Source organism: Methylobacterium sp. CM6244 (genome assembly GCF_054817885.1).
The window spans coordinates 1516493-1540486 of sequence record NZ_CM139247.1 but is presented as its reverse complement, the minus strand read 5'-3'; the positions used below and the strand labels follow the sequence as shown (position 1 = coordinate 1540486).

At 68.1% G+C, this 23994-nt stretch carries 20 protein-coding genes and 1 pseudogene; 8 read left to right on the top strand and 13 right to left on the bottom strand.

Annotated elements, in window-relative coordinates:
- Positions 1 to 8 precede the first annotated feature (8 nt).
- On the top strand, positions 9 to 1538 hold the full coding sequence (gene murJ, locus ACYQML_RS07115; RefSeq protein ID WP_461235118.1) for a murein biosynthesis integral membrane protein MurJ: 1530 nt from the start codon (positions 9 to 11) through the stop codon (positions 1536 to 1538).
- Positions 1539 to 1548: 10 nt separating this feature from the next.
- On the opposite strand, the gene ACYQML_RS07110 is transcribed toward murJ, so the two are convergent.
- The 3 genes from ACYQML_RS07110 to ACYQML_RS07100 all read right to left on the bottom strand — a co-directional run bounded on the left by ACYQML_RS07110 (position 1549) and on the right by ACYQML_RS07100 (position 5019).
- A complete protein-coding gene (locus ACYQML_RS07110) occupies positions 1549 to 1833 on the bottom strand; it encodes a hypothetical protein (RefSeq protein WP_461235117.1) in 285 nt (94 codons plus the stop codon).
- Between the two features lie 209 nt (positions 1834 to 2042).
- Entirely contained in the window at positions 2043 to 3209 is a 1167-nt protein-coding gene (locus ACYQML_RS07105) for a YncE family protein (protein ID WP_461235116.1), read from the bottom strand.
- A 121-nt stretch (positions 3210 to 3330) separates the two neighbouring features.
- The gene (locus ACYQML_RS07100; RefSeq protein WP_461235115.1) at positions 3331 to 5019 is read right to left on the bottom strand and encodes a methyl-accepting chemotaxis protein; all 1689 of its coding nucleotides are present in this window, start codon (positions 5017 to 5019) and stop codon (positions 3331 to 3333) included.
- A 137-nt stretch (positions 5020 to 5156) separates the two neighbouring features.
- On the opposite strand from ACYQML_RS07100, the pseudogene ACYQML_RS07095 reads away from it, so the two are divergent.
- Positions 5157 to 5375 (top strand): annotated as a pseudogene (locus tag ACYQML_RS07095) (transposase); the annotation flags it as partial.
- The gene (locus ACYQML_RS07090) at positions 5297 to 5938 is read left to right on the top strand and encodes an IS5 family transposase (protein WP_419953433.1); all 642 of its coding nucleotides are present in this window, start codon (positions 5297 to 5299) and stop codon (positions 5936 to 5938) included. The pseudogene ACYQML_RS07095 and the gene ACYQML_RS07090, both read left to right, overlap by 79 nt.
- 192 nt (positions 5939 to 6130) lie before the next feature.
- Here the strand turns inward: ACYQML_RS07090 and tlpA are convergent, their stop codons facing one another.
- Positions 6131 to 6778 carry a thiol:disulfide interchange protein TlpA gene (gene tlpA / locus ACYQML_RS07085; protein WP_207413915.1) on the bottom strand — a complete coding sequence of 216 codons (648 nt, stop codon included), beginning with the start codon at positions 6776 to 6778 and terminating at the stop codon, positions 6131 to 6133.
- 54 nt (positions 6779 to 6832) lie between these two features.
- Here tlpA and argH point away from each other — a divergent pair, with 54 nt between their 5' ends.
- The 3 genes from argH (at position 6833) to ACYQML_RS07070 (ending at position 9532) form a co-directional block, all read left to right on the top strand.
- On the top strand, positions 6833 to 8230 hold the full coding sequence (gene argH, locus ACYQML_RS07080; RefSeq protein ID WP_461235114.1) for an argininosuccinate lyase: 1398 nt from the start codon (positions 6833 to 6835) through the stop codon (positions 8228 to 8230).
- Between the two features lie 99 nt (positions 8231 to 8329).
- Entirely contained in the window at positions 8330 to 8659 is a 330-nt protein-coding gene (locus ACYQML_RS07075; RefSeq protein ID WP_419953874.1) for a hypothetical protein, read from the top strand.
- 207 nt (positions 8660 to 8866) lie between these two features.
- Positions 8867 to 9532, top strand: a complete 666-nt coding sequence (locus ACYQML_RS07070) for an invasion associated locus b family protein (protein ID WP_419953873.1) — start codon at positions 8867 to 8869, stop codon at positions 9530 to 9532.
- Positions 9533 to 9651: 119 nt separating this feature from the next.
- Here the strand turns inward: ACYQML_RS07070 and ACYQML_RS07065 are convergent, their stop codons facing one another.
- Both ACYQML_RS07065 and ACYQML_RS07060 read right to left on the bottom strand, forming a co-directional pair.
- Positions 9652 to 10227, bottom strand: coding sequence for a sigma-70 family RNA polymerase sigma factor (locus ACYQML_RS07065; RefSeq protein ID WP_207413911.1), 576 nt, complete (start codon positions 10225 to 10227; stop codon positions 9652 to 9654).
- Positions 10227 to 10547: a NepR family anti-sigma factor gene (locus ACYQML_RS07060; protein ID WP_419953872.1), complete on the bottom strand. Its 321-nt coding sequence runs from the start codon at positions 10545 to 10547 to the stop codon at positions 10227 to 10229. Before ACYQML_RS07060 ends, ACYQML_RS07065 begins: the two co-directional genes overlap by 1 nt.
- A 451-nt stretch (positions 10548 to 10998) precedes the next feature.
- Here ACYQML_RS07060 and ACYQML_RS07055 point away from each other — a divergent pair, with 451 nt between their 5' ends.
- Complete coding sequence (locus ACYQML_RS07055; protein WP_207413894.1) at positions 10999 to 12129, top strand: mechanosensitive ion channel family protein; 1131 nt, start codon at positions 10999 to 11001, stop codon at positions 12127 to 12129.
- 106 nt (positions 12130 to 12235) lie between these two features.
- On the top strand, positions 12236 to 13399 hold the full coding sequence (locus ACYQML_RS07050; protein WP_461235113.1) for a dimethylmenaquinone methyltransferase: 1164 nt from the start codon (positions 12236 to 12238) through the stop codon (positions 13397 to 13399).
- A gap of 10 nt (positions 13400 to 13409) precedes the next feature.
- On the opposite strand, the gene ACYQML_RS07045 is transcribed toward ACYQML_RS07050, so the two are convergent.
- From ACYQML_RS07045 to ACYQML_RS07015, 7 genes are all read right to left on the bottom strand, one after another.
- Positions 13410 to 13967, bottom strand: a complete 558-nt coding sequence (locus tag ACYQML_RS07045) for a TetR/AcrR family transcriptional regulator (RefSeq protein WP_461235112.1) — start codon at positions 13965 to 13967, stop codon at positions 13410 to 13412.
- 118 nt (positions 13968 to 14085) lie between these two features.
- Positions 14086 to 15129, bottom strand: a complete 1044-nt coding sequence (locus ACYQML_RS07040; protein ID WP_419953869.1) for an LLM class flavin-dependent oxidoreductase — start codon at positions 15127 to 15129, stop codon at positions 14086 to 14088.
- Between the two features lie 5 nt (positions 15130 to 15134).
- Complete coding sequence (locus tag ACYQML_RS07035; protein ID WP_461235111.1) at positions 15135 to 16127, bottom strand: ABC transporter substrate-binding protein; 993 nt, start codon at positions 16125 to 16127, stop codon at positions 15135 to 15137.
- A gap of 1118 nt (positions 16128 to 17245) precedes the next feature.
- A complete protein-coding gene (bcsN, locus tag ACYQML_RS07030) occupies positions 17246 to 18241 on the bottom strand; it encodes a cellulose biosynthesis protein BcsN (RefSeq protein WP_461235110.1) in 996 nt (331 codons plus the stop codon).
- On the bottom strand, positions 18238 to 20283 hold the full coding sequence (locus tag ACYQML_RS07025; protein ID WP_461235109.1) for a hypothetical protein: 2046 nt from the start codon (positions 20281 to 20283) through the stop codon (positions 18238 to 18240). The genes bcsN and ACYQML_RS07025 overlap by 4 nt, the downstream gene beginning before the upstream one ends.
- Positions 20268 to 21449 carry a glycosyl hydrolase family 8 gene (locus ACYQML_RS07020; protein WP_461235108.1) on the bottom strand — a complete coding sequence of 394 codons (1182 nt, stop codon included), beginning with the start codon at positions 21447 to 21449 and terminating at the stop codon, positions 20268 to 20270. The genes ACYQML_RS07025 and ACYQML_RS07020 overlap by 16 nt, the downstream gene beginning before the upstream one ends.
- Complete coding sequence (locus ACYQML_RS07015; protein ID WP_461235107.1) at positions 21446 to 23983, bottom strand: cellulose biosynthesis cyclic di-GMP-binding regulatory protein BcsB; 2538 nt, start codon at positions 23981 to 23983, stop codon at positions 21446 to 21448. Before ACYQML_RS07015 ends, ACYQML_RS07020 begins: the two co-directional genes overlap by 4 nt.
- Positions 23984 to 23994: the final 11 nt, after the last annotated feature.

The window sequence follows — 23994 nt, the reverse complement described above, 5'->3', positions numbered from 1 at the left end:
CGATTCGCATGATCCGCAGCATCCTCTCCGTCGGCGGCTGGACGCTGGTCTCCCGCGTCACCGGCTTTGCCCGCGACGTGGTGATGGCGGCCGTGCTCGGGGCGGGGCCGGTGGCAGACGCCTTCGTCGTCGCCTTCCGCCTGCCGAACCATTTCCGCGCCATCTTCGGCGAGGGGGCGTTCAACACCGCTTTCGTCCCGGCCTATGCCGGCCTTTCGGAGACCGGCGAGGAAGGCGCGGCCAGGCGCTTCGCCACCCGCGTCTTCACCCTTCTGCTACTGACGCAGATCGTGCTGCTCGCCCTCGCGTGGTCGGCGATGCCCTGGGTGGTGCGGGCCCTGGCGCCGGGCTTCTCGGACGATCCCCTGCGCTTCGATCTCGCCGTCGCGCTGACGCGGATCACCTTTCCCTATCTCCTGTTCATCACCCTGGTGACCCTGCTGTCGGGCATCCTCAATGCCCATCGCCGCTTCGCCGTGGCGGCGGGAGCGCCGGTTCTCCTCAACCTGTCGATGCTGGTGGCCCTGGCGCTGGCGGGGTTCTTCCCGAACGCCGCCTATGCCGCCGCCTGGGGCGTCTCCGTCTCGGGCGTGCTGCAATTCGGCCTCGTCTGGCTCGCCTGCCGGCGGGCGGGCATCGCGCCGGAATTGGGGAGGCCGACCTTGCGCGATCCGGCGATGACGCGGTTCTTCAAGGTGCTCGGTCCGGCGGTGATCGGCGCGGCCGGATTTCAGATCGCCTCCTTCGCCGACACGATCATCGCGAGTTTCCTGCCCACCGGAGCGGTCTCGGCCCTCTACTACGCCGACCGGCTGTACCAGCTGCCCTTCGGCGTCATCGCCATCGCGGCGGGAACGGTGCTGCTCCCGGAGATGAGCCGGCGGATCGCCAAGGGTGATGTCGCGGGCGCGCATGCGGCGCAGAACCGGGCGGCGGGCTTCTCGCTGGCCCTGTCGGCCCCCTTCACCATCGCCTTCCTCACCCTGCCGGGTCTGATGATGACGGCCCTGTTCCAGCGTGGAGCGTTCAGCGCCGAGGATGCCGCGCGGGCGGCTTCCGTGCTCGCCGCCTACGGCCTCGCCCTGCCCGCCGTGGTGCTGGTGCGCAGCGCGGTGGCGAGTTTCTACGCACGCCAGGACACGATGACGCCGCTCATCGCCTCGCTCGCCTCCATCGCCCTCAACGTCGCGCTCAAGATCGTGCTCACCGGCCCCTACGGCGTGACCGGACTGGCGCTCGCCACCGCCGTCAGCCAATGGCTGAACCTTGCGCTCCTCGTGGGGCTCGGCTGGCGCCGGGGTTGGACGGCACCAAGCCGGGGCCTCGGCATCACAATGATCGGCGTGGTCGTCGCCTGCGCCGCCCTCGCCGCCACGGCGATCTACGGCCTGCCGATTGTGGAACGGTTGGTACCGGCCCTGCCGCATTTCCGCGAGATCGTGGTGCTCGGGCTTCTCGGGCTGGTCGGTGCCCTCGTCTACGCTGCCCTGCTGCTCGGAACCCTGCGGGCTTTCGGCCTGCGCCTGCGCCGGGCCTGATCCTCTCGGATCAACAGCCCCGGCAGATCCCGTTCAGGACGCGGTCCAGCTGCTTCTGCCGGTCGGTCCGCTCGTTCGGATCGACGATGAGGGCGCCGGCCGCACCCGGCGGAACGGTCTGGCCCGTGGTCGACGTATGAGGCGCCGTGACGGTGGTTTCAGGTCCGCCCCCCGTTCCGGTGACGGCGGCCCGTGCTCCAGACAGGCCGACAAGGAACGACAGACCGAGAGCAACGGCGATGATGCGACCGTGACGTCTCGATCGCTCTGAACCCTCGTATCGATCTCGCATCATTCCTCCCCGCATCGTGTCGGCGGCGTGCCAGCACAGCCTGTGCTTTCGGCTTGCGCGCCTCTCTCTGTATCGAACCCGAAAAACCGGTGACAAATCAGACGGGTTCCAGAATTAAATCACCGGCGATACGGGGATTAATCTCGTCCGACCGGCTGGTTCTCCGGATCGACTCGCGCAGGCAAGGTGAGCCGCACACGGCAGTCCCGGTGTTACTGTCCTGCCCGCCCCCGCATCGAGGCCGGTTGGCCGGGAAGACTCAGCCTGAACCCCGTATCGTGAACTGCATCTCCGTCGATGCGGTAGACGCCGATGGTTCGGTCCACGTAATTGCCGATATAGATATGCGATCCCGATGGACTGAAGGCGATGCCTTGCGTCACCGCCCCCGCCTCGGCCTCTCCCGTGCGGCGGACGAGCCCCGACGGATCGATGGTGAGCAGCGCCACCGCCCCGGTCGGGGTGTAGCCGGGGCCGCTCGCCGGAGCGCTCGATCCGCGCACCACGGCCACCGCCGCGTGCCGGCCATCGGGCGAGATCGCCAGGGTCTCGGGCGTGTCACCGATGCCGAGATGATCGGTCACCACCGGGCGCGGCGCATCGGCCCGGATCACGCTGACGCTGTCGGCATGGCCGTCGCTGGGTTCGGGCCCGGTATTGGCGGCGAGCGTCAAACGCCCGTCGGGCGTGACCTCCAGCCCATAGGTGCCGGGGCCGACCGGCAGGTCGAGGGCCGGATCGTAGGTGGCCTTGGTGCCGTCGAGGGCGAGGACACCCACCTTGGCGGCCTTGTTCTTGGCCACGAACGCGCGACGCCCGTCCGGGGCGATGGCCAAAGCCGCCGCCTCGTCGCCGACATCCACGGTGGACACGGCGCGCACGCTCGTCCCCGCGATCGACAGAATCGTGACGCTGCGGCCCTCGCGGTTGGCCACGAGGGCGACATCGCCTGTCCGCGCGATGGCGAGGCCCGAGGGCTGTCGCCCGACGCGGATGGTCTCCACCAGACGCGGCGGGTTCGCGAGGAGGTCGATCACGTGGAGCCGGTCGTCCGCCTGTGCGTACCAGGCCTCGCCCTCCTGCCGCATGAGCACCGAACTCGCCACCAGCCCGAGCCGTCCGTCCGGGGTGATCTGCAGGTTGGTGGGCGGCCCGTAGACGGAATTGTCGAGGGGCAGGACATGGGCGAGGCGGGGGCGGGCCTCGTCGCTCACATCGACGATGGCCAGCGCATCGCTTCCATTGGGGCCGTTCCGGCCGCCTTCGGGCAGGAAGAAGGTTTTTCCGTCGAGGCCGACGAGGAGATAAGCCGGCGCGTCGGCGGCGCAGGCGGGCGCGAGGCCGAGGAGCCCCGCCATGAAGATTCCGACGAGGCGCATCGTTCTCACTCCCAGCCGTCGCCGACGAGAGCCGCCGTGCCACCGCACCTGCCGATCCCGATGCGACGAAGGCATAATGATCCAGGACCGGAAAGGTTTGCGGCGGATCAGGCGCCCGCTGTCATGCGGCCCTGACCGTGGAGAGGAATTGCGACATCGCGGTATCGAGTTGGTTGAACTGCAGTGACAATTCCGAGGCCGAGGCGAGAACCTGGGCCGAGGCGGCCCCCGTCTCCTCGGCGGCCGAGGCCACGGCACTGACGTTGTGGGTGACCTCCCTGGTCCCGGCCGAGGCTTCGGTGACGTTGCGGACGATCTCCTGGGTCGCCGCACCCTGCTCCTCCACGGCCGCGGCGATGGAAGCGGACACGTCGTCGATCTCACGGATACGCTGGGTGATGCCGGCAATCGCCGAGACCGCCATACCGGTGGAAGCCTGGACGCGTGCGATCTGGCCGGTGATCTCCTCGGTGGCCTTGGCGGTCTGGTTTGCCAGTGCCTTCACTTCGGAGGCGACCACCGCAAAGCCCCTCCCCGCCTCGCCCGCGCGCGCAGCCTCGATGGTGGCATTCAGTGCCAGCAGGTTGGTCTGGCCCGCGATCGTCGAGATCAGGGACACCACATCGCCGATACGGGCCGTGGACTCGCTGAGATCGCGAACGAGCGCGGCGGTCTCGGCCGCTTCGCTGACGGCACGCTGGGACAGGCTGGCGGAGCCTTGCATCTGGCGGCCGATCTCCTGGACCGACGAGCCGAGCTCCTCGGCGGCAGAGGCCACCGCGGTGACGTTGGCGGCGGCCGTGTCCGCCGCGGCCGCGGCATTACCGGAGCGTCGGGCGGTCATCGTGGCCGTGGCGCTCATGCTGCCCGCCGTGGCCTGCAACTCCGTGGCGGCGGCGCTGACCTGAGTGGCGATGCCGCCGACCGCGGCCTCGAACCGATCGGCCATGTCGAGCATGACCGCCCTGCGCTGGGCCTCGGCGCCGGCGCGCGCGGCTTCGGTCTCCGCCTCCAGGGCACGGGTGCGGATGATGTTGTCCTTGAACACCACGACGGATTTCGCCATCGCGCCCACTTCGTCCATGCGATCGACGCCGGGGACCTCGATATCCGTGTCGCCCCGAGCGAGAAGCTCCATGGCCGAGGTCATCCGGCGCAAGGGGCGGCTCACGGTGAGTGCCAGCATGATGGCAGCGCCTGAAGCCATCAGCGCGGCGATGGCGACGAGGACCATGGTCGAGATCACGGCACCGTCATAGGTCGCCTGCGCTTGGGTGCCGCTTTCGCGCGCCACGCGCGCTTCGTAGGTGACGAGCTTCTGAAGCTCGGCCAGAACCGCATTGATCCCCGTCGACATGATCGTGTTGTAGGTGCGCTGGGCCTGGGCAAGGTTCCCGGCCTGCGCCTCCGTGACGATGCCGTCCTGCAACGCCAGATAGGCGACCCATTGGGTCTCGAACGCCTTGTACAGTGCCTTCTCCTCGGCCGTGTCCAGGCGAGGCGTGTAAGCCGCCTGGACGTCGCGCATCTCATCGGCACGCAATTTGAGCGTGGCAGCGACGCTGTCGCGCAGTTCCGGCGTATCCGCGGTGATCAGACGCCCGCCACTCACCCGCTGCCGCAGGACGAGAACCTGGATCCGGCCGAGCATCTCGGTCTTTGGCAGGTGATCGTCCCGCATCTCCCGCGCGATGTCATTGACGGCTCGGAGAAAATAGAGCGATGCCCCTGCGAGTGCAGCCGACAACAAGAACATGATTCCGAAGCTGGCGACGAGCTTTGCTCGAACGGAGAAAGACTTAGGAAACATGGAAGCGGCGACCTCGAAATCCGAATTTCCGATGGAACACCGAGCATGTTAGGCGGTGTGGACGGATTAGTGACGGCAGGCTTTCCGAGCGGGCGGATCGATGATTCATAGAGTGTCGGTTTTGGGGAGGCTTGCCCATGCTGACACGGATGACGGACGCGGATTGGACGATCGCCCTGGAGGTGTTCCGCGCGGTTCGCTCGCGACGGGGCGACAAGGGCCGTGACGACCGTAGGTTTCTGGAAGCGCTGCATTATTTTACGGTGCAGAGCGTGACGTGGCGGACACTGCCGGCCGAGTTCGGGAACTGGAATTCGATCTGGAAACGGTTCTGGCGACTGCGCGAGAACGGGACGATCGATGCCTTCTTCGAGGCGCTGGCCGAACTGAGCCCCACCGCCGACTTCGTGCAGATGTTCGACTCGACGGTGGTCCGGGCCCACGTCTCGGCGGCCGGTGCAAAGGGGGGCAGCAGGATCAGGCGCTCGGCCGCTCGCGGGGCGGTTTCTCGACGAAGATCCACCTCAAGACCGACTTTTCCGGCCTGCCCCTCGCCTTCGTCCTGACTGGTGGAGAGGCCGGTGACAGCCCACAGTTCGAAACGCTGCTGGATCTCGGGTCCGACGTGAGGCCCCGCGCCGCCGTCACTGACAAAGGCTACGACAGCAAGCGCAATCGCGCCGCCGCCCGCGTCCGCGGCATCGCTCCGATCATTCCCTGCAAAGCCAACGCCAAGAAGAGACCCGTCTTCTTTCCAAAAGCCCTCTACCGGACCAGGGCGCGCATCGAGCAGACCTTCGGAAAGCTCAAACGCTTCAAACGCATCGCGTTACGCTGCGAGAAGACCAGAGCGAGCTTCGCAGCGTTCGTCTCCCTCGCCCTCGCATTCATCCTAATCAAATCCGTCCACACGACCTAAGATCCGGTAACGTCGCCGATCGACACTTGCCACGCCCTGAGCGGCAACCGCAAATTCGTGTCGTGTCTGTTTCTAGACTGAACTCGACCGAGTCTGCATGGCGCGAACACTGATCAGAGCGAGCATCGGCCGTAGCCACGATCCGGCGCTCGGCCCGGTCTCACCTCGGCGCAGTCTCACTTCAGCTTGGGTTCAATCCGGCGCGCGGCCGAGCGCCCCTCGGATCAGCCGCTTGGCATCCTCGCTGCCCCAATCGGCCGGTCCCTTCATCACGCCGAGGATACAGCCCTTGGCGTCCACCAGCATCGTCGTGGGCAGGCCGAGCGAACCGGTCGCCTTCTGCATGGCCGGCAGCACCCGCCCGCCGGGATCGGCATAGTAGGCGAGGTTCGTGATCCCATTCTCCTTCAGCCATTGCGGCGGCTTCTCGAGATTGCGCGTGTCCACGTTGATCGCCGCGACGGTGAAGTCAGTCCCCCCCAGCATCTGCTCGAGCCGGTCGAGGGCCGGCATCTCGGCCTTGCAGGGCGCGCACCAGGTCGCCCACAGGTTCACCAGCGCGAGCCGCCCCTGTAGCTGGGCGAGAGTCCGGTCGGTGCCGTCCGGCCCCTTGAACACGAGGTCCGGCGCGGCGCGCGGAACCTTGGAGACCTCCATGGCCGCCACCTCGCCACGGGCATGGGGCGCGATGCGCGCGATCGTCTCCACGGCACCACGGCACGGTTCTGCCACCGCCTCGCTGTTGCCGCCGGTCGGACGCGTCCCGTATACGGCGAGACCGCCCGCGATCAGGACGGCGACGACGGCTCCCGCAGCCAGGGTCGCCTTGGCTCCGGGCATCATCGTTGCGTCGCCCGACGGGTGGATGGGGCGGCCGAGAGGAACAGTGTCGACATGAGCAACCGGATGTGGGGCGGGCGCTTCGCGAGCGGCCCCGCCGAGATCATGGAGGAGATCAACGCCTCCATCGGATTCGACAAGCGCCTCGCACCCCAGGACATCCGCGGCTCGCTGGCGCATGTGGCGATGCTGGGCAAGGCGGGCATCCTGCCATTGGCCGATGTGGCAGCGATCGAGGACGGTCTCAAGGCCGTGCGCGCGGAAATCGAGGGCGGCGGCTTCGTGTTCAAGCGTGAGCTCGAGGACATCCACATGTCGGTCGAGAGCCGGCTCACCGAGATCGTCGGCCCCACCGCCGGGCGCCTGCACACGGCCCGCTCGCGCAACGACCAGGTCGCCACCGACATGAAGCTCTGGGTGCGCGACACCCTCGACAACCTTGACGAGCAGGCCGCCGGCCTGCAGCGGGCTCTGGCCGAGAAGGCGCTGGCGCACGCCGCCACGGTGATGCCGGGCTTCACCCATCTGCAATCGGCCCAGCCCGTCACGTTCGGGCACCATTGCCTGGCCTATGTGGAGATGCTGGCCCGCGACCGTGGCCGGTTCCGCGATGCCCGCGCGCGGCTCAACGAATGCCCGCTCGGAGCCGCGGCGCTGGCCGGCACCTCCTTCCCCATCGACCGGCACGCCACGGCGGCGGCGCTCGGGTTCGACCGGCCCACCGCCAACTCCCTCGACTCGGTAGCCGACCGCGACTTCGCCCTGGAATCGCTCTCCGCCGCCTCGATCTGCGCCGTGCACCTGTCGCGCTTCGCCGAGGAGCTCGTGGTCTGGACCTCGGCCCAGTTCAACTTCGTGAAATTGTCGGACGGCTACACCACCGGCTCGTCGATCATGCCGCAGAAGCGCAACCCGGATGCGGCCGAGCTCGTCCGCGCCAAGTCCGGCCGCGTCATCGGCGCGCTGACCGGCCTGCTCATCGTGATGAAGGGCCTGCCGCTGGCCTATTCGAAGGACATGCAGGAGGACAAGGAAGGCACGTTCGACGCGCTGCAGGCGCTCTCCCTGTGTCTGGCCGCCATGACCGGCATGGTCCGCGACCTGGAGCCCAATGCCGAGGTGCTCGCCCGCGCCGCCGGCTCCGGCTACGCCACCGCCACGGACCTCGCCGATTGGCTGGTGCGTGAACTCGGCCTGCCCTTCCGTGAGGCGCATCACGTCACCGGCCGCCTCGTCGGCGCCGCCTCCGCCAAGGGGATCGGGCTGGAGGAATTGGCGTTGTCCGAGATGCAGGCGGCCGAGCCGAGGATCACCGATGCGGTCTATGCGGTGCTGGGCGTGGAAAATTCCGTTTCCAGCCGCACCAGCTATGGCGGCACCGCGCCGGACAACGTGAGGACGCAGGCCACACGCTGGCTGGCGCTGCTCGACGCGCCAGCCGCGACAGCGTGATTCACAGGGCGACAAAAAAGCTCGGCCGGAGCGGATGCGTTCACGGTCGAGCTATGTGATCCTGCCTAAAGCTCGGACCCACGCACGCCGGAGATGTCGATGCCCGTCGAGAGTTGGATGAATCCCGAAGACACCGCCGCCCTCGCAGCGGAAGCCACCACGCTGATCGATACCGTTCTGGCCCGCCTGCCTGAGGCGGATCGGGCTGCGTTCTGGGCATCGATCCGCAAATGCTACAACACGCCCTACAACGACCCGAAGCCCCGCGCCCTGCCCGTCCGCGACGTGATGGAAGCCAATGCCACCGCACCGCATATGGCAGCCTCGATCGCCGATCTGTCGGCCATCGCCGAGCCGCCGCGGGTGGAGATGGCAATGGGCGCCATCCTCGCGGGACCGACCTTCGCACCGGAGGCGCACCCGGCCTGAATCGTCCCAACGCGCCGACCACATTCGCGCGGAGCCGCCGGTCGATCCGGCCCGGCGTGAACGACTGATGGCGTCTCGCCGCAATTCCGCACAATTTTACAGCCTGTGTCGGGACAGCCGCTTTGGCTGCCAGTCCGTCCTTCGCGGCGCAGATTTGCCCTCCACGCTGTCGGCGGGCCTTCTTTCGTATTCGAGAACCTGAACACGATGCAGCATCCTCTCCGCCGCCTCCTCGCCGTCAGCGCCTCGGCGGCTGTCCTGGCGACCCTCGGCCCGGCCTCTCTCACCGCTCCCTCGCCGGCACTGGCGCAGCAGGAGGCCGCCACCGCAGCCGAGGCTCCGGCCAAGTCACGGGGGCGCGGGCGAGAGAAGAAGAAAGCGGTCAGCGCGCCGGGCATGCAGCAGGCGACGCCGGTCGCCATCTTCGGGGACTGGAACGTCTTCGCCAACGGCCAGGGCAAATCACGCACCTGCTACGCCATCGCTCAGCCCCAGGCCCGCACACCGAAAACGCTCAAACGCGACACCGCCTACTTGTTCGTCACCATCCGCAAGGGTGACAACGTGCAGAACGAGGTCGCGGTCATGTTCGGCTTCCCGCCCAAGCCGGCCGCCAGCCAGGCAAAGGCCAATGCCACGGCCGCCTCCGATCCGATCCTCAGCCTCGGCAGTTCGCAATACGGCTTGGTCGTGAAGGACGAGAATGCCTGGCTGCAGAACCCATCCGAAGAGGCCCGCCTCGTCGGCGAGATGGCCAAACTGGCCAAGGTTCAGGTCAAGACGACGTCCATGCGCGGCACCTCTACCAGCGACGAATACGCGTTGGCGGGCTTCGGCGACGCGATCAAACGCGCCCGCGAGGAATGCAAGTAAGACCAAGCCTCAACGAGGCGCGCGAGTGTCCACTGCCGCTCACTCGCGCAACCGGGCCTCGATGAGAAGACGTCATCGAGGCCCGCTATCAGGAACCGCGTTTTGCGGCGCGGGCAGGATCAGGCACCGCCCAGGGCCGCCCGTGTGAGCGCGTCGGCCCCGATATCCTCGGTGCCGTTCATGCCCAGTGTTTCGATCAGCCGGCCACGGGCGCGGCTGACACGGCTTTTCATCGTTCCCACGGCGACACCGCAGATTTCGGCGGCCTCCTCGTAGGTGAAGCTCTGCGCGCCGACGAGGACGAGGGCCTCGCGCTGGCTCAGCGGCAGCAGGTCGAGGGCGGCCTGGAACTCCCGCATCTCCACCCGGATCTCCTGCTCGGGCAGGCTGGTGAGCCGCGCGGCATGGACGCCGTCGGCATCCTCCACCTCGCGCTTGCGCTTGCGTTGCTCGGAATAGAACAGGTTGCGCAGGATGGTGAACAGCCAAGCCGTCAGGTTCGTGCCCCGCGTGAAGCTATCCGCCTTGGTCCAGGCGCGGACCAGCGTGTCTTGAACGAGGTCGTCGCTGCGATCGAGATCGTAGGTCAACGAATAGGCGAACGCTCTCAGGGCCGGAATCGCGCCGAGCAGAAGCTCACGCATCTCGGTATCGGCGCCCGAGGGCGTGCCGACAGGATGGGTATGGCAGCTCATCATGAGGTCTCCCGCGAAGCAGGCTTGGCCGCGAGTTCGGCGAGAAGGGTCTCGAAACGGTCGGGGAGCGGCAGATCCAGGACGTTGCCGTAGAGAATGCGGAGGTTTCGGCCGATCCGCCGCCGGGACTCCGTGTCCATGCCGGCTCGGTCCATGCCCGATCGGTCCATGCCGACTTGTGCGACGCCCAGACCGGGGCCGGCCATGGCTTCCGCTTCCGCAGACGACGCTTCGCCGCCGCAGGCGTGGTCACGGGGGACCCGTTTCCCCACGTCCAGCACCTCGAAAGGGCCGTGGATATCGCTGGCGTCGATCGTCATGGTTCTCCACCGTTATGTCGGTGTCGGTCCTAGTGACGAGCGCTTTAACGCGTTCTGAAAAATGTATTCAGAAACCTTTAAGTTTGTAAAAGCAGCGTCTCTCGCGCGATTCGATGTGTCGAAAGACATCTTATGCGGAAGCACAGCCAGAACAAGCTGAGCCGTAGATCCACACTACATTTACAAATCTGGATGGATGCTGAACGAGAACGGTGCCCCGCGCGGGGATGATGAAGGCCGGACCGACCGATTCACGAATCCTAACGGTTCTATGCGCCTCGGCGCGGCGCGTAGGGACATCGATCGCGCCGCCTGAAATCGAGCGGAAATATGAATTTCCGGCCTCGGATGTCCCTTCGGTATCGCACGGTTGTGCACCGCACGGGGCTGCCCGTGCGGCGCGGAACCGACATCCAACGGGATCATTGGCCCCGCTGATACAGGAGGTCCGATGCCGATCATCCAATCGCTCGCAGGCGATGCGATCCGCTGGCTCACGTGGCTGCCCTGGTGGGCGCAGACCCTTGCTCTCGTCGCCGGATGCTGTGCCGTGGTCCTCCCGCTCCATGGCGTCGTGTTCCGCGCCATGCAGCGCGCAGTGGCGGATCGGAGCCTGTTCTGGCGGTCCCTGGTCTCGCGGACGCATGGGCCGAGCCGTCTCGCGCTGCTGATCGTTTCCGTCACGGCGGCGTCGTCTGCCGCACCCCTCTCATGGGACGTGCGGATCGTCCTCAACCAGATCCTCGTCGTCGCGCTCGTGGCGCTGGCCGGCTGGTGCTGCGCCACCGCGCTGCATATCGCGACGGTGATCTACCTGCGCCGGTTCAAGCTCGACGCGGAGGACAACCTTCTCGCGCGCAAGCACTTCACCCAGATGCGAATTCTGGAGCGCGCCGGCGTGACGCTCGTCGCGCTGCTGACCATCTCGATCGCGCTGATGACCTTCGAGCCGGTCCGGCAATACGGCGTCAGCCTGCTCGCCTCGGCCGGAGCGGCGGGGCTGATCCTGGGTCTCGCGATGCAACCGGTCCTCTCGAACCTCGTGGCGGGCATCCAGATCGCGATCACCCAGCCGATCCGAATCGAGGATGCGGTGATCGTGGAGAACGAGTGGGGCTGGGTTGAGGAGATCAACTCCACCTATGTGGTCATCCGCCTCTGGGACTGGCGCCGCCTCGTCCTGCCGCTGACCTACTTCATCCAGAAGCCGTTCCAGAACTGGACCCGCGAGGGCGCCTCGCTCATCGGCAGCGTCTTCCTCTATGTCGATCACCGCGCGCCGGTGGAGGCGATGCGAGCGAAGCTTTCCGAGATCGCGGCGCAGTCGCGCCTGTGGGACCGCAACGTGGTCAATCTCCAAGTGTCCGACGCCAAGGAGAGCGTCATCGAGATCAGGATGCTGGTGAGCGCCCGCAACGCTCCGCAGGCATGGGACCTGCGCTGCGAGGTGCGCGAGAAGATGATCTTCTTCCTGCAGACGGAATATCCGGGTGCCCTGCCGCGCCAGCGGGCGGAATGGATGCAGGCGGAGGCTGCGCCCCTCCCCCGGCAGGAGCCGGAAATTCCGCGCCGCGCGGCGTAACGCGTCGCCGCCGGGGAATTTCACCCGATCCCCGGTGGTATGGCTCGCCGAGCCCGCCCGTCTGGCCCATAAGGCGAGCGGAAGACCCGAGCCACGAGGACGAACCTTGACCGTCACCCAGCTGACCCACCACGACCTCGACGGCTACGGAGCCTCGACCATCGTCGGTGCCTTCCTCGACGTGTCGCGGATCGTCCATATCCCGCGCTATGCCGATGTTGGCCCGGTGGTCGACGCGGAATTGAAGCGGCTCTCCCGCGCCCAGGCGCCCGAATGCCTGATCATGACGGATCTCGGCCTGGAGGCCGTCGCCGTCACCTTCATCACCCGGTTCACTTCCATGAACCTGCGTCGCGACGAGGCCGCGCGGCACCGGCTGATCGTGCTCGACCACCATGCCTCCTCCCTCGACCAGCTGCGCGACCAGGGCCTCACCCTCGCGCCCGTGCCGGGAAGACCCGGCCTGACCAAGGTCGAACTCTCCGACCCGAACGTAGTCGTCCTCATCGACGAGGACCGCTGTGCCACCCGCCTCGCCTACGAGCATCGGGAGCTCTACGCGTCGCGTGAGGTGGAGGCCGGGACGACCGAGGAACTCGAGACGCTTGTCGCTGCCGTCGATGCCCTCGATCTATGGAAGAAGGAGCGCCCGACCTTCCGGGGCGGCCTCGCCCTGGACGAGATCTTCTGGGACAATGTCGCGACCCTGATCCCGGTGGGCCATCCCTGGCATGACCGCTTCATCAGTGCGCTGCTGCGGGCGGTCTCCGCCCTGTTGCGCGAGGGGGCATCGCCGGCCCGCGTCGAGGCCGAGATCGCCGCGACCCGGCGTCGACTCGTGGACGCGCTCCTCGCCGACGAGCCTCAGGACGACCCGACCCTCACCACCCGCATGCGGATGGCCCGAGCGCTCGCCCGGTCGGATGCCCTGTTCCAGCGACTCTCGGATGGGACGATGCTGTCCTTCGGCCTCGATTCGGGCATGTTCCAGCGCGTGTCCGACCTCGTGATGGAGAGCGGCAGGGCGACCCGCGTCGTCAATGTCCAGCGCACGGGGTCGCTGTCCTTCCGCTCGAACGACGAAACGGCGCTGGACGGTGCGCGCAAGTTCCGTGGCGGTGGCCACAAGGATGCGGCCGGCGGCAAGCTGAATGCCGGATCGGCCTTCTCCCTGGCCGATGCCGTCTCCCAGGTGGAGCCGGTGCTCAACCCGCCCCAGCCCGATCCGGCCTCCAGCCCCTTCGCGGCGCTCAAGGCCTGGAAGGGCTGAACCTCGCTCCTCAGCCGACCTTGCCCGTGGTGAGGACGCCGCGGGCCGCCGCCAGCACCTCCTCGCTGAGCTCATCGTCTTCGATGGCGCGGGCCAGGGCGACGGCTCCGATCATAAGCGACAGGCTCGCCAAGGCCCGCTGCCGTCGCCGCTTCGCCAGGGCCGCGGGAAGCAGGCCGGTCATGCGCTCGATCAGGTCTCGGGCCCCGTGAAGAAACCGCGCCCGCAGCGGAGAACCCGGCGCTTCACGCGACACGTCATTGGCCAGACACGCCAGTGGACAGCCGAGGCCCGGGTTCCGAACGTGGCCGAGAGTCAGGTAACCCGCCATCCAACCGTCGAGATCGTCAGGACGCCAGTTCTGGTTGGCCGCCAAGTCGAAAGCCTCGACCGCCAGCGCCTCCTTGCTGGCGAACTGGCCATAGAAACCGCCATGCGTCAGGCCCGCCGAGGCCATGATGTCGGCGACGCCGACGCCATGCAGTCCGCGCTCGCGGAACATGGCCGCGGCGACCTCGACCACCCGTTGCCGGTTCAGCTTGGCCTGCGCCTGTGAAACCTTTGGCACGGTGAGATCCTCCTGCTTGACCTCCCAACATATAGATGATCGATCTCATGCAAAAGGGGGCATCGCGACGGCGATCCGGGGCAGTGGATGCCACCGCCTGATCCTTCGTGTCGCGGGCTCACCGCACGCGCGGCAGGATCTCCTTCGCAAAGCGCCGCATCTCGGCCTCGAACGGCTGGAACTGCAGCATGAACAGGTCGATGCCGGCGTCATGAAAGGCGCGGATGCGCGCGGCGACGGTCTCGTAGCTGCCGACGAGCCCGGCCGCCGTGCCGCCATTGGTGCCGACATGCTGGGCCGCCGCCGCATCGGTCTTGGCGAACATCACGCTGGCGGCGTCGGTACGGGCCCTCGTGGCATTCCGTAGCCCCTCGTCGCGCCGCGCCAGGACGAGGAGCCGGGCATGCTCGGCCTCAGCCTCGGCATCCGTCTCACGGGCGATCACGAAGGCGGAGAGGCCGTAGCGCAGCGGCCCGTTGGCGGCGGGCCGGCGCGCGACATCCGCGATCAGGGCCCTGACATCGTCGAGCGGCTGTCCGTTGATGAACCAGACATCCGCCCGCTCCGCCGCCAGGGCGCGGGCCGGCTCGGATTCACCGCCGAGATAGACCGTCGGCCGTGGCCGGAAGGTCCCGGCCGGGCGCAACTGGTAATCCTCGACCTGGAAATGCCGGCCCGCATGGGTCACGCGTTCGCCCCGCATGAGACGGTCCACGAGGCCGATCCATTCCCGTCCATAGGCATAGCGGTCGTCATGGGCCGGGAAGGGCAGGCCCGCCCGCTCGAACTCGGCCTTGTTCCAGGCATTCACGAGGTTGAGGGCGAAGCGACCCTCGCTCACATGCTCGATCTGCAGGGCCATCTTGGCGAGCACGACCGGGTGGTAGAGCCCCGGCTTGATCGCCGCGATGATCTCGATGCGGCGCGTCAGGGCGGCCAGCGCAGCGGAGGCGGTCCAGGCCTCCAGCTGGTCGCGCTCGTCGTCGTAGGGATTCGCGGTGTGCTGGGCCACCAGGACCGAGTCGAAGCCCAACGCCTCGGCCTCCAGCACCAGGGACCGGTTACGGGTCCAGCTGGCATCGTCCGGCTCGTCCGGATCGTGGTGGGACGCGCGCGAGCCGTGGACGGCCGCCCAGATCCCGAAACGGGGCGCATCGCTCATGCGCGTCACCCCGCCCGCGCGGCGGGCGGTTGCCAGATCGCCACCCCGGTGGCGTCGAGCTTGCGGGGGATCAGCTTGGCCTCATAGAACGTATCGGCGATCTCCTGCTGCTCGCCGAGTTCGGCACGGGTCACGGGAGTGACTTCGTAGGTCCGGCGGCGGTTCACCGTCGCGACGATGTCGGGGGACAGGTCGCCCCAGATCGGGGCCAGCAGCGCCACCGCGGCGTCCGGCTCGGCCTTCGCCCACCGGCCGGCTTCCTTCAGGGCCTCGTAGACCGTGGCGACGACCTGCGGGTTCTCGGCCACGAAACGGTCGTTGGCGAGGAAATAGCGGTGATAGCTCGACAGGCCGGTGGCGTCGGCCAGCACGCGCACCGGCCGCTTGGACTGCGCGATGGCAAGAAAGGGGTCCCAGATGACCCAGGCATCGAGACTGCCCTGGTTGAACGCGACGAGCCCCTCGGGCGCCTGGAGATAGGCCGGCTTGATATTGGGGAAGCCGAGACCGGCCTTCTTCAGCGCCGCCGCCAGGATGAAATGGCAGCCCGACCCACGCGATACGCCGACCGTCCGGCCCTTCAGGTCGGCGATGGAGCGGATGGGCGATTCGGCCGGTACGATGATCGCCTCGGCGGAAGGAACACCGATCTCGCGCGCGTAGAAGGTGAGCTGAGCGTTGGCGGCCTGAGTGAAGATCGGGATGGCATCCGCCACGTCCGCGTGCAGATCGACGGCCCCCGCATTCATCGGCTCGATCACGCTGGTGAACAGATGCCAGGACGGCGCGAAGCCAAGGGGCTTCAGACGCTCGTCCAGGGTGCCCTTCGCCTTCAGGATGGTGAGCAGGGTCGAGGAGCGCTGGTAGCTCAGGCGGACGGTGCGCTCGGCGGCGTGCACCGCCGGCGATCCGAGCGACAGGCTCGCTGCCACTCCTAAGCCGGCACGCAGAATCGTCCGGCGCGAGGGGGATGCTCCGCCCGGAGTGTCGTGATTCATCTTCGTCTCCAGGGTGAGGAAAGCACGTCCGGTGCGAGCTTATTACAAGATGAAGCCCACACAGATCCAGGCAGCGCCTGCGGATCTGCGGCTTGACCAAGCATAGGCACCGACCGACCCCGGTGTCTTACCGAGATGCTTTACTTCTCCGCAAGAAAACAGTTTTTTGAATTTCCCCGCCTTTGCGGACGAATATTTCCCATCCCCTCGTCGTTGAGATGCTTATCCTTCAAGATGGCGACAGCGATGCCATTCGTTCTCGAAACGGCACGTTCCATGGCTCAAAGCAGTCGCTTGAGACGCTGCAACGGGTCGAGCGCCGGAGATGCACCAGCAAGGACCGCAGATCGTGGTTCGGTGTGAGGATGCAGAGGCGGCCAGTCCAGGACCAGTCGCCACAGGCACAAGCACGGCGGCAGGATCGAAGCCTGCGAGGCATTCGCGTCTCGAAGGCCTGCGACGCCCATGAGTCGCGACGCTAAGCCAACCGACCTTCCATCCCCGATCCTGCTCGCGGGAAACCAAGCATCTTAAGTACATCATTCTAAAATTGAAGATGACGCGCGATTAAACCTTTAATAATTCCAACAATCCAAATAGAATAATTCCGATTACGATTGTTTCCATGGCCACGCGACAGATCACGACGGCCTGGATGGCCAAATGGTCGGCATAATGAGGACCGGGCTCGGGCAGGTGTCCCTTGTCGAAATGCTGCATCGGAAAAGCGGCCCCCATGATGCGCAAAAATTTAAGATCTTGGATAATTTATAGAAAAATTCGCAACCTTTCAAAAGAGCAGAAGGAGTATCCGTCAGGGTTGTCAAACGCGAATGTGGCAATCGATGAGACATCGATCGCCACCCGGTCGCAAGAAGGCGCCGCCGCCATGGATGCATGATCTCGGCCTGCCTCCCGGGATTGGACACCACTGTCAGCAGGCGCCCAGGCATGGCGTGAAGATTGTCATCGAAGCACGGCCGGCGAACCGGATCCGCCTTCTCCGCGTCGGCGAGCGACCGCTTCCGTCGCGCCCTCGCGCATCCCCACACCGGGAGGCGCCAGGAACACGTCGCTGAAGATGGGCGAAGAGTTCGCAAACAGATGTGGCGTCGGCGCTACGGCGGCGGGCGATAGGCCCGGATCGGCAGATCGGGGGACAGGCGGTCCTCCGGCTCCACGCTCGTGGGGGCAGCGGGTTTCGGCGCGGCAACGGGAGCCGTTGGCGCGAAGGCGGGGGCCGGATCGGTGATGTAGCGCGGGGCGCCCGTGGCGGGACCGGCCGGCAGCGGAACGGCGGTGCCCGCGGCGGGCGGTAACGGGATCGTGGGGGAAGTGCGCTCCACGACCGGAACCGGGGCGCGCCGGCCGTCATCGACTTTCTGGTTTCGTGCGCTCGGCCGTTCCATGGCACCGGGCGGCTGCGCGGCCGCCTTCGCGGGCTCCTTCGAAGCGCGGGCGGACGGTGCCTCGCGCCGGGGCTTGGGCGCCGCGCGGGTGGATACGTGCGGTCGTCCGCCCTCGCGCCCGGCACCGAGGGAGAGGTTCATGCGTTCGACGCCGGAGACGAGATCCGCGAGGGTCGCGGTAGCCGTCCGGCACAGGCTCACCCGGAGGGACGCCGCGCGCTCGGTGCTTCCGCCGAAGAGACTGTCAGGGGCCGATCGCCCGCCGGATCGCGGAGCGAGATCGATCCATTGCCAGGCGTAGAGGCAGTTGCTGCCCACCGCGAGGCCCACGGGGCCATAGGCGTTCCGCTTGGGAACGGTGGAGACGCGCATGCCCTCCCCGGGAAAGCGCGCCAGGAGTTCCGCGGCGATGCCGAGGCGGGTCGGCTTAGCCATGGTCAGGGCGGAGCCGAAGCGCCCCCCCGCATCGGTGCCGTTGCGAACGCTGATCTCGGCGTAGTTGCGCGGGCCACCGGCAAAGGTCACGCGCTGGGCGAAGCCATCGCGAAAGGCGGTCTGCGCCACATCCGAGACGCGGCCCGCGCCGGGGATCTCGACCACGGATTGCGCGAGAGCAGCCCGTGTCGTGAAGGCCCACGGCAGGAGGACCAGGGCAGCGAAAACGCCGGATCGCAGGGAGGAGACCAACCGATGGGAGCGGATCATGGACGTTGCATCGAGCTCGGCGCGGTATCGGGCTGATCGTAGCCGCGATTGACGGCCTGCGAATTGGGCAAGGTGAAGCGGTCGGCCTCCGACGCAGCACGCTCCTGCGGGCCCCGGTTCCGCGAGGCCTGCTGCGCCCGCCATAGGGTGCCCTCGCCCGGCTCCGACAGGGTGGAGGGCCGCTCGGAGCCGTCATAGCCCGGCAACAGGTTGAAGCCATAGCTCTCGTAGGGCATCGGCCCCGCTCCCGATACCCGGCGCGCGACGAGCGGCATGGTCTTCGAGGCGGGCGGCTCGGCCAGGAAGGCGCCGTCCTGCCGATCCGCGACCACCCGCGCCAGGGAGGGCGGAGCGTAGCGCAGGGGGTTCTCCGCCGACACCGCGACGGGGAATTCGCTGCGCTGGACCGGCAGGGGCTTGGTCTGGCCGTCCCCCGACGCATCGGGTTTGGGCACCCGGCCATAGGCTGCCGTGTTGCGGGCCGGCGCGGTCGCGGCGGGAGCGGCGGAGGCGGCCGGTGCCGGGCGCCCCCCCTGGGACGGGGCTGCGTCCGCTGTCGCGGCGCAGGCCAGGGGTGGTCCGGCCGGCCCCTCGCGGAACAGGAGATCCACTACTTTGGGGAACAGGCCGTCGTAGCGGTTCACGATGGTGAGGTAATCCTGCTTCCGCTTCAGGCGCTGCAGCGACAGGGCATAGCCGGTCACGGCGGATTCGCTCGGAAGCCAGGCGACCGCGTGCTGGAACCATTCCAGCGCGGCCTCGAACTGGCACGAATTGTAGGCGTACCAGCCGAGGGCCTCGGCCCCCTCCCCCGACGCCGTAGCCAGGGTCACCTTCGCATAGCGGTTGATCCGCTCCAGATCGATGAAGCTGGGATTGGCCTGCGTCAGCCTGCGGCCCATGAGGTCGATGAACAGGATGCTGTTGCCGACATACTTGTCGCGCCAGGCATAGGCGACCTCCTCGGCCTCCCGCAGCATCCCGAGCTCGCGCAGGGTATGGGCGAGGCCATGGGCGATCATGGCATCGCCGCCGCGGCTGATGGCGAGCTTGAACCAGTCGAGGGCCGCGCGGAACTGGCGGTGGTTATAGGTGTACCAGCCGAGCAATCCGGTCTGGCTCGCATCGCCGGAGGCGCGGGCATAGGCCTGGAACGCGGCCATGTCCGCCGCGCTCGGCTCCTGGGCCGGAGCGCCGTGGAGATCCGCGACGATGCGGGCGCGGGTGATGTCGTTGGCGATCGCCTTGAACTCGGAGCCTCCCTCGGCATCCGTGCGCCCGATGGCGATGAGCTTCTCCGCCAGGGCCATTGGCAAGGTCGACATCGCCTTCTGGATCGTGGCCAACCGCACGCTGGTGTCGTTGCTGGTGTCGAGCACGGTCTTGTAGAGGGCCAGGGCCTCGTCCGATCCGGCCGCTCCCCCTTCGGAGGCCAGGGCTTCCGCCGTGGTCCAGTAGCTTTCCACGTCGCTCGGATCGAGGGCACTCGGGTCGGCCCGGTAGAGGGTGACGATATCCGCCGTCTTGCGCGCGGTGGTCAGGGCTTTCAGGCGGCTGCGGAAACTGGCCCGCAGGAGCTTGCGCGACAGTTCGTCGGAGGGGCGCCAGTTCGGGTCGGCGGCGCGGCGGGCCGCGATCGCCGCATCGAGGTCGTCGAAACGCCCGGCGGTGAACAGGTCCCAGAGCGGCGCCTCCTCAGGCGGGCTCGGCTGCAGGGTGTCGAGGTCGGTGGGTTCGACCCAGCCGGGATAGAGCTGCTTCAGCCGCGCCGCCTCGGCCTTCATCCGCGCCGTCTGCTTCTGCGACGCGTAGTAGCGCAGGGCGCTCTCATCGACCATGCCGGCGGCGGCGGAACTGCCGGGCACCGCGATGATCGCGGGCGCACGCGCCGCGTCGTCCGGGCTCTCGGTCTGCGCCGCCAACGGAGCGACGAGGCAGAACCCGGCGAGGGAGACGCCGCAGAGCAAGGCGAAACCCCGCGCCCCTCCCGTGACGCGAGCGGTCGCCGGCCTCCCCCATGCGCGGATCACCGTGCCGGACATGACAGGTTCCTCATCTGCAACGCCACCATCGACAGGAGGTGCAGCGTGGTCGGATAGTAGTTCTCGTTCCCCTGCGGCCGTCCGAACCCGTCGGGCAGCGGCATGCCCTTCCGGTCGCACAGGAGCAGCCCCGAGAGGGCGGTATAGCCGCTCTCGCTCAGGGACTCGACCGTACGCCCGTCGGAGGTGTCGACGATGGGCAGGCGCTCCCGGTCGGGGCCGGACCAGAGCGCGACGAAGGGGTCGTAATCGCTCGGGCGCCCGACACCCGCCCAGACCATGTAGAGGGGAATGCGAATGGCGTTGTAGGAGAAGAGCGGCGGGAATCCATCCGCCGGACGCGGCTCCTCGCCCTTCAGGGAGATCCATTCGGTCGGCAGCTTCGCCGTCCCGAAGCGGGAGCGGCGGATCAGGTTGAGCCCGCTGGCGGTCAGGGCCGCCCAGTCGAATTCGGGGGCCACGATGGGGAGCCGGGCGAAGGCCGGGAACACCCAGTAGGAGAGGTTGATCAGCGGCCCGTCCGCGCGTTCGGCTGCGGAGAAGCCGGAGACCGCCGGCAGCAGCAGCGCCCCGTTCTTGTCCTTGAACAGGATGGTCTTGCGCGCGACCTCCACGGCGATGCGCCGCGCGGCCACCCGGTACGAGGCCTCGTCCCAGGCCTCGGCCGCTTCGGTGAGAGCCCAGGCCACGAGGATGTCGCCGTCGGACGCGTCGTTGAGATCGGCCACCGCCGGTCGTTTGCCGGGCTCCCAGCGCCAGGCCAGCAGCTCGTCCGAGCGGACCATCAGGTTGGCGCGGGTCCATCCCCATAGCCGTTCGAAGGTGGTCCGGTCATTGGCGGCGACCGCGAGGAGCATGCCGTAGCCCTGCCCTTCGCTGTGGCTGATCATACCGTTGGCGGTGTCCACCACGCGGCCCGCCTCGGTGATGAAGCGGGACCGGTAGGAGCGCCAGGCATCGGGATTCTTCAGGGAATCGGCGAGAACCGCCGGCTTCGAGGCTCCCGGCATGGCTTCGCCTTTCGCGGTGGGGGCACCGGGCATCGCGGTGGCGGGTGGAACCGGCGAGGCGCCGTCCTGCGCCCTCGCGGGAACGATCCAGGGGCTCGCGACGGCCAGTGCCGCGCCGAGAACCAGGCCGAGAATGGGATGCACGGTGCGGGTCATCCGTTTTTCCGGCCGATATTGCGGACAAGGGACGTCGTCGTCAGGCCGAGGAGCAGGGCGAGCCCGAGGGTCAGCGCCACATAGATCGCCGGGTTCATCGAGAGCCAGCCGGCGGTGACGAGGCGAATGTTGGAGAGTGAGCGCGTCTTCGTCTCGACGAGCTCCACGTTCCGGGGAGCCACCGTCTCGAGGGATCCGTCCGAGGCATCGAGGAAGGCGAAGCGCCCATCGATCCGCGACCAGACCTCGGGATCGATGAGGCAGGCCGCCGAAGCCTTGAGCAGCAAGGCATTCGGGGCGGTGATCACGGTCACCGACCCGTCGAAGCCGTTCTGCGCCGCCGCCGCCGTCGGAAAGCCCTGGGCCATGATCAGGCTGGCGCCGGGGGGAACCGTGACCGTGGCGGGCGTCGATGGCGCCGCGCTGAACAAGGCGCGGGGGTCACCCACGACGGAGTTGAGCAAGGCCCTCCCCCGCTCGACGACGCCGTCCGCAGCTTCGAGGACGGGATGGCGCGCGCGAAGGGTCTCGTCCCATTTCGTGACGAGATCACCGTCCGACAGCCTGGCCTGGGGCGAACGTCGTGTCTCGGCGGGCGCGGCGGAGGCAATGGTCGGGCTGGGGGCCGGCGCGCGCAAGGTCAGTTCGGGCAGGCTGCAGCGCGGCGGCAGGTTGCGGCGAAGCCGGTCCAGGGTCGGGGCCGGCACCGAGCCGGACTGGCCGGGCGCCCGCGCCGTTTCCGCGCGCGCCTGCCAGATCGTCCTGATCTGGTCCGGGTCGAGGCCCAGCCCCGACAGCGTCGAGGGAGACAGGGACCGCACCGGGGCGACGACGAGGGTCGGCCCGGGAGAGCCGCTCTGCATGTCGCCAGCGAGCTCGAAATCGATCATCCGCCCGGCGGCGCCCGCCAGTCTGGCGGCGAGGGTCGCGGCGGCCGCCACCGTGTCCTTGTCGAGGGTGGGCAGGACCAGACGCGGACGGCGTTCGGACTTGACGAAGGCCAGGGCCCCGCTCGTCGTCGCGGCGAGATCGGGAATCCTGGCCGCGTGCGCCAGGGTGGGAATCGACAGACTCGCGCGGTCGAGGATGAGGAAGCGCTCCCGCTTCGAATCCGTGGCGTTGAGGCCGCAGGTCTCGTCCGCCGGGGCGGGAACCTGGGCCATGATCGCGACGCGGTTGAGGCCCGGACGCCACTTCGCCAGGGGCAGCGGGATCGTGTTGTTCTCGAACACCTCGCCGCGGGTCTGGGCCAGCGGCACGCTGGCGGCATTGCTGCCGTTGAGATCCACGAGGATGCGGGCGTCCGAGGTCAGGCCGGACGCGTAGGCGCCCGCCAGGTTCAGCATGACCTTGCCGTAGTCCGCCGGCAGGAAATCCGCCGGCAGGTAGACGTCGAAGGCGGTGCGCAGCAGCCGCCCCGAGAATTCGCGGGTCGAGACGCCGAGGCTCTGCAGCGAGACCGTCTCGTCACCGTCCAGGATGGTGCCGCGTGCGAGGGACGCCGCCTTCAGGCCGGCGGGAGTGCCGTAGACCTCTCCTCCCCGCGCCAGGGCGGCGATGGCTTCCTCGATCTCGGCATAGCTGGTGCCCGTGACGACCAGGGTCGGTACCCGGTCCGGGCGCGGCGGCAGGACCACCAGCCTCGGCCCGCCGGTGGCGCCGATCGATTCGAGATCGGGCATCTCCCGCAATTCCGCCGCCGTCCCGACGATGAGGTTGAGACCCGACCGGCCCGACATGGGCGGGCCGAACTCCACCACCGGCCGGGCGATGCGACCGATCAGGCCCACGGCCTCCACCGCGTGGATCATACGCTCGAGCCGGGGCAGGTTCGGCTTGTCGTTGGCGACCACCCGCACCGGCAGCGCGCCGCTATGGTCGGGCTCGAGGGCGGGAAGATCCTTGAGTTCGAGGCTGGCGGCAGCGACCGGCGCGACCACGAGCCCGGAGCGCGACGGATCGATCTGCGTCCAGAGTTCGTAGGTGGCGTTGAGCGAGCAATCGACCCGGTGGCGCTGGCTCGCCTGCAGGGAGACGGCGTTGTAGCCGAGCTTGAGGCTTCCCTCCGGAATCTCGAATTCCACCACCTTCACCGCGCCCGGCGCCTGGATGTTGGTGCGTCCGACCACCGCGCCATTGACACTCACGGTCAGTTCCGAGGCTTCGGGCGCGACCGAGATGGCCGAGAGGTAGGAAATGCGCAGGCGCGGGCGGCCCCGCGTCTGTGCTTCCGTCAGAAAGACCGGGAAGCGCAGCGTCGCCTCCTCCCCCTCCATCCGGAACCCGTCGGTGGTGGCCGCGAGGCGACGCGCCGGGGCGATCCGGCCGACAGGCTCGCGCTGGGCCTCCTCGGGGGGCGCGGCGGGGCGGGTTGCGGGCGGCGGGGCGTCCGGGCGGCGCATGGCATCGCCCACGGGCGGGACCGAGAAGCGCTCGGTCGGCCCCGATCCGAGGAAGCTCTGGGCTTGGCCAGCCGGCGTCTGCAGGATCAGGCCGAGGGCGCCAAGACAGGCGAGGACGCGAAAGGTCGACATGGTGATCTGCC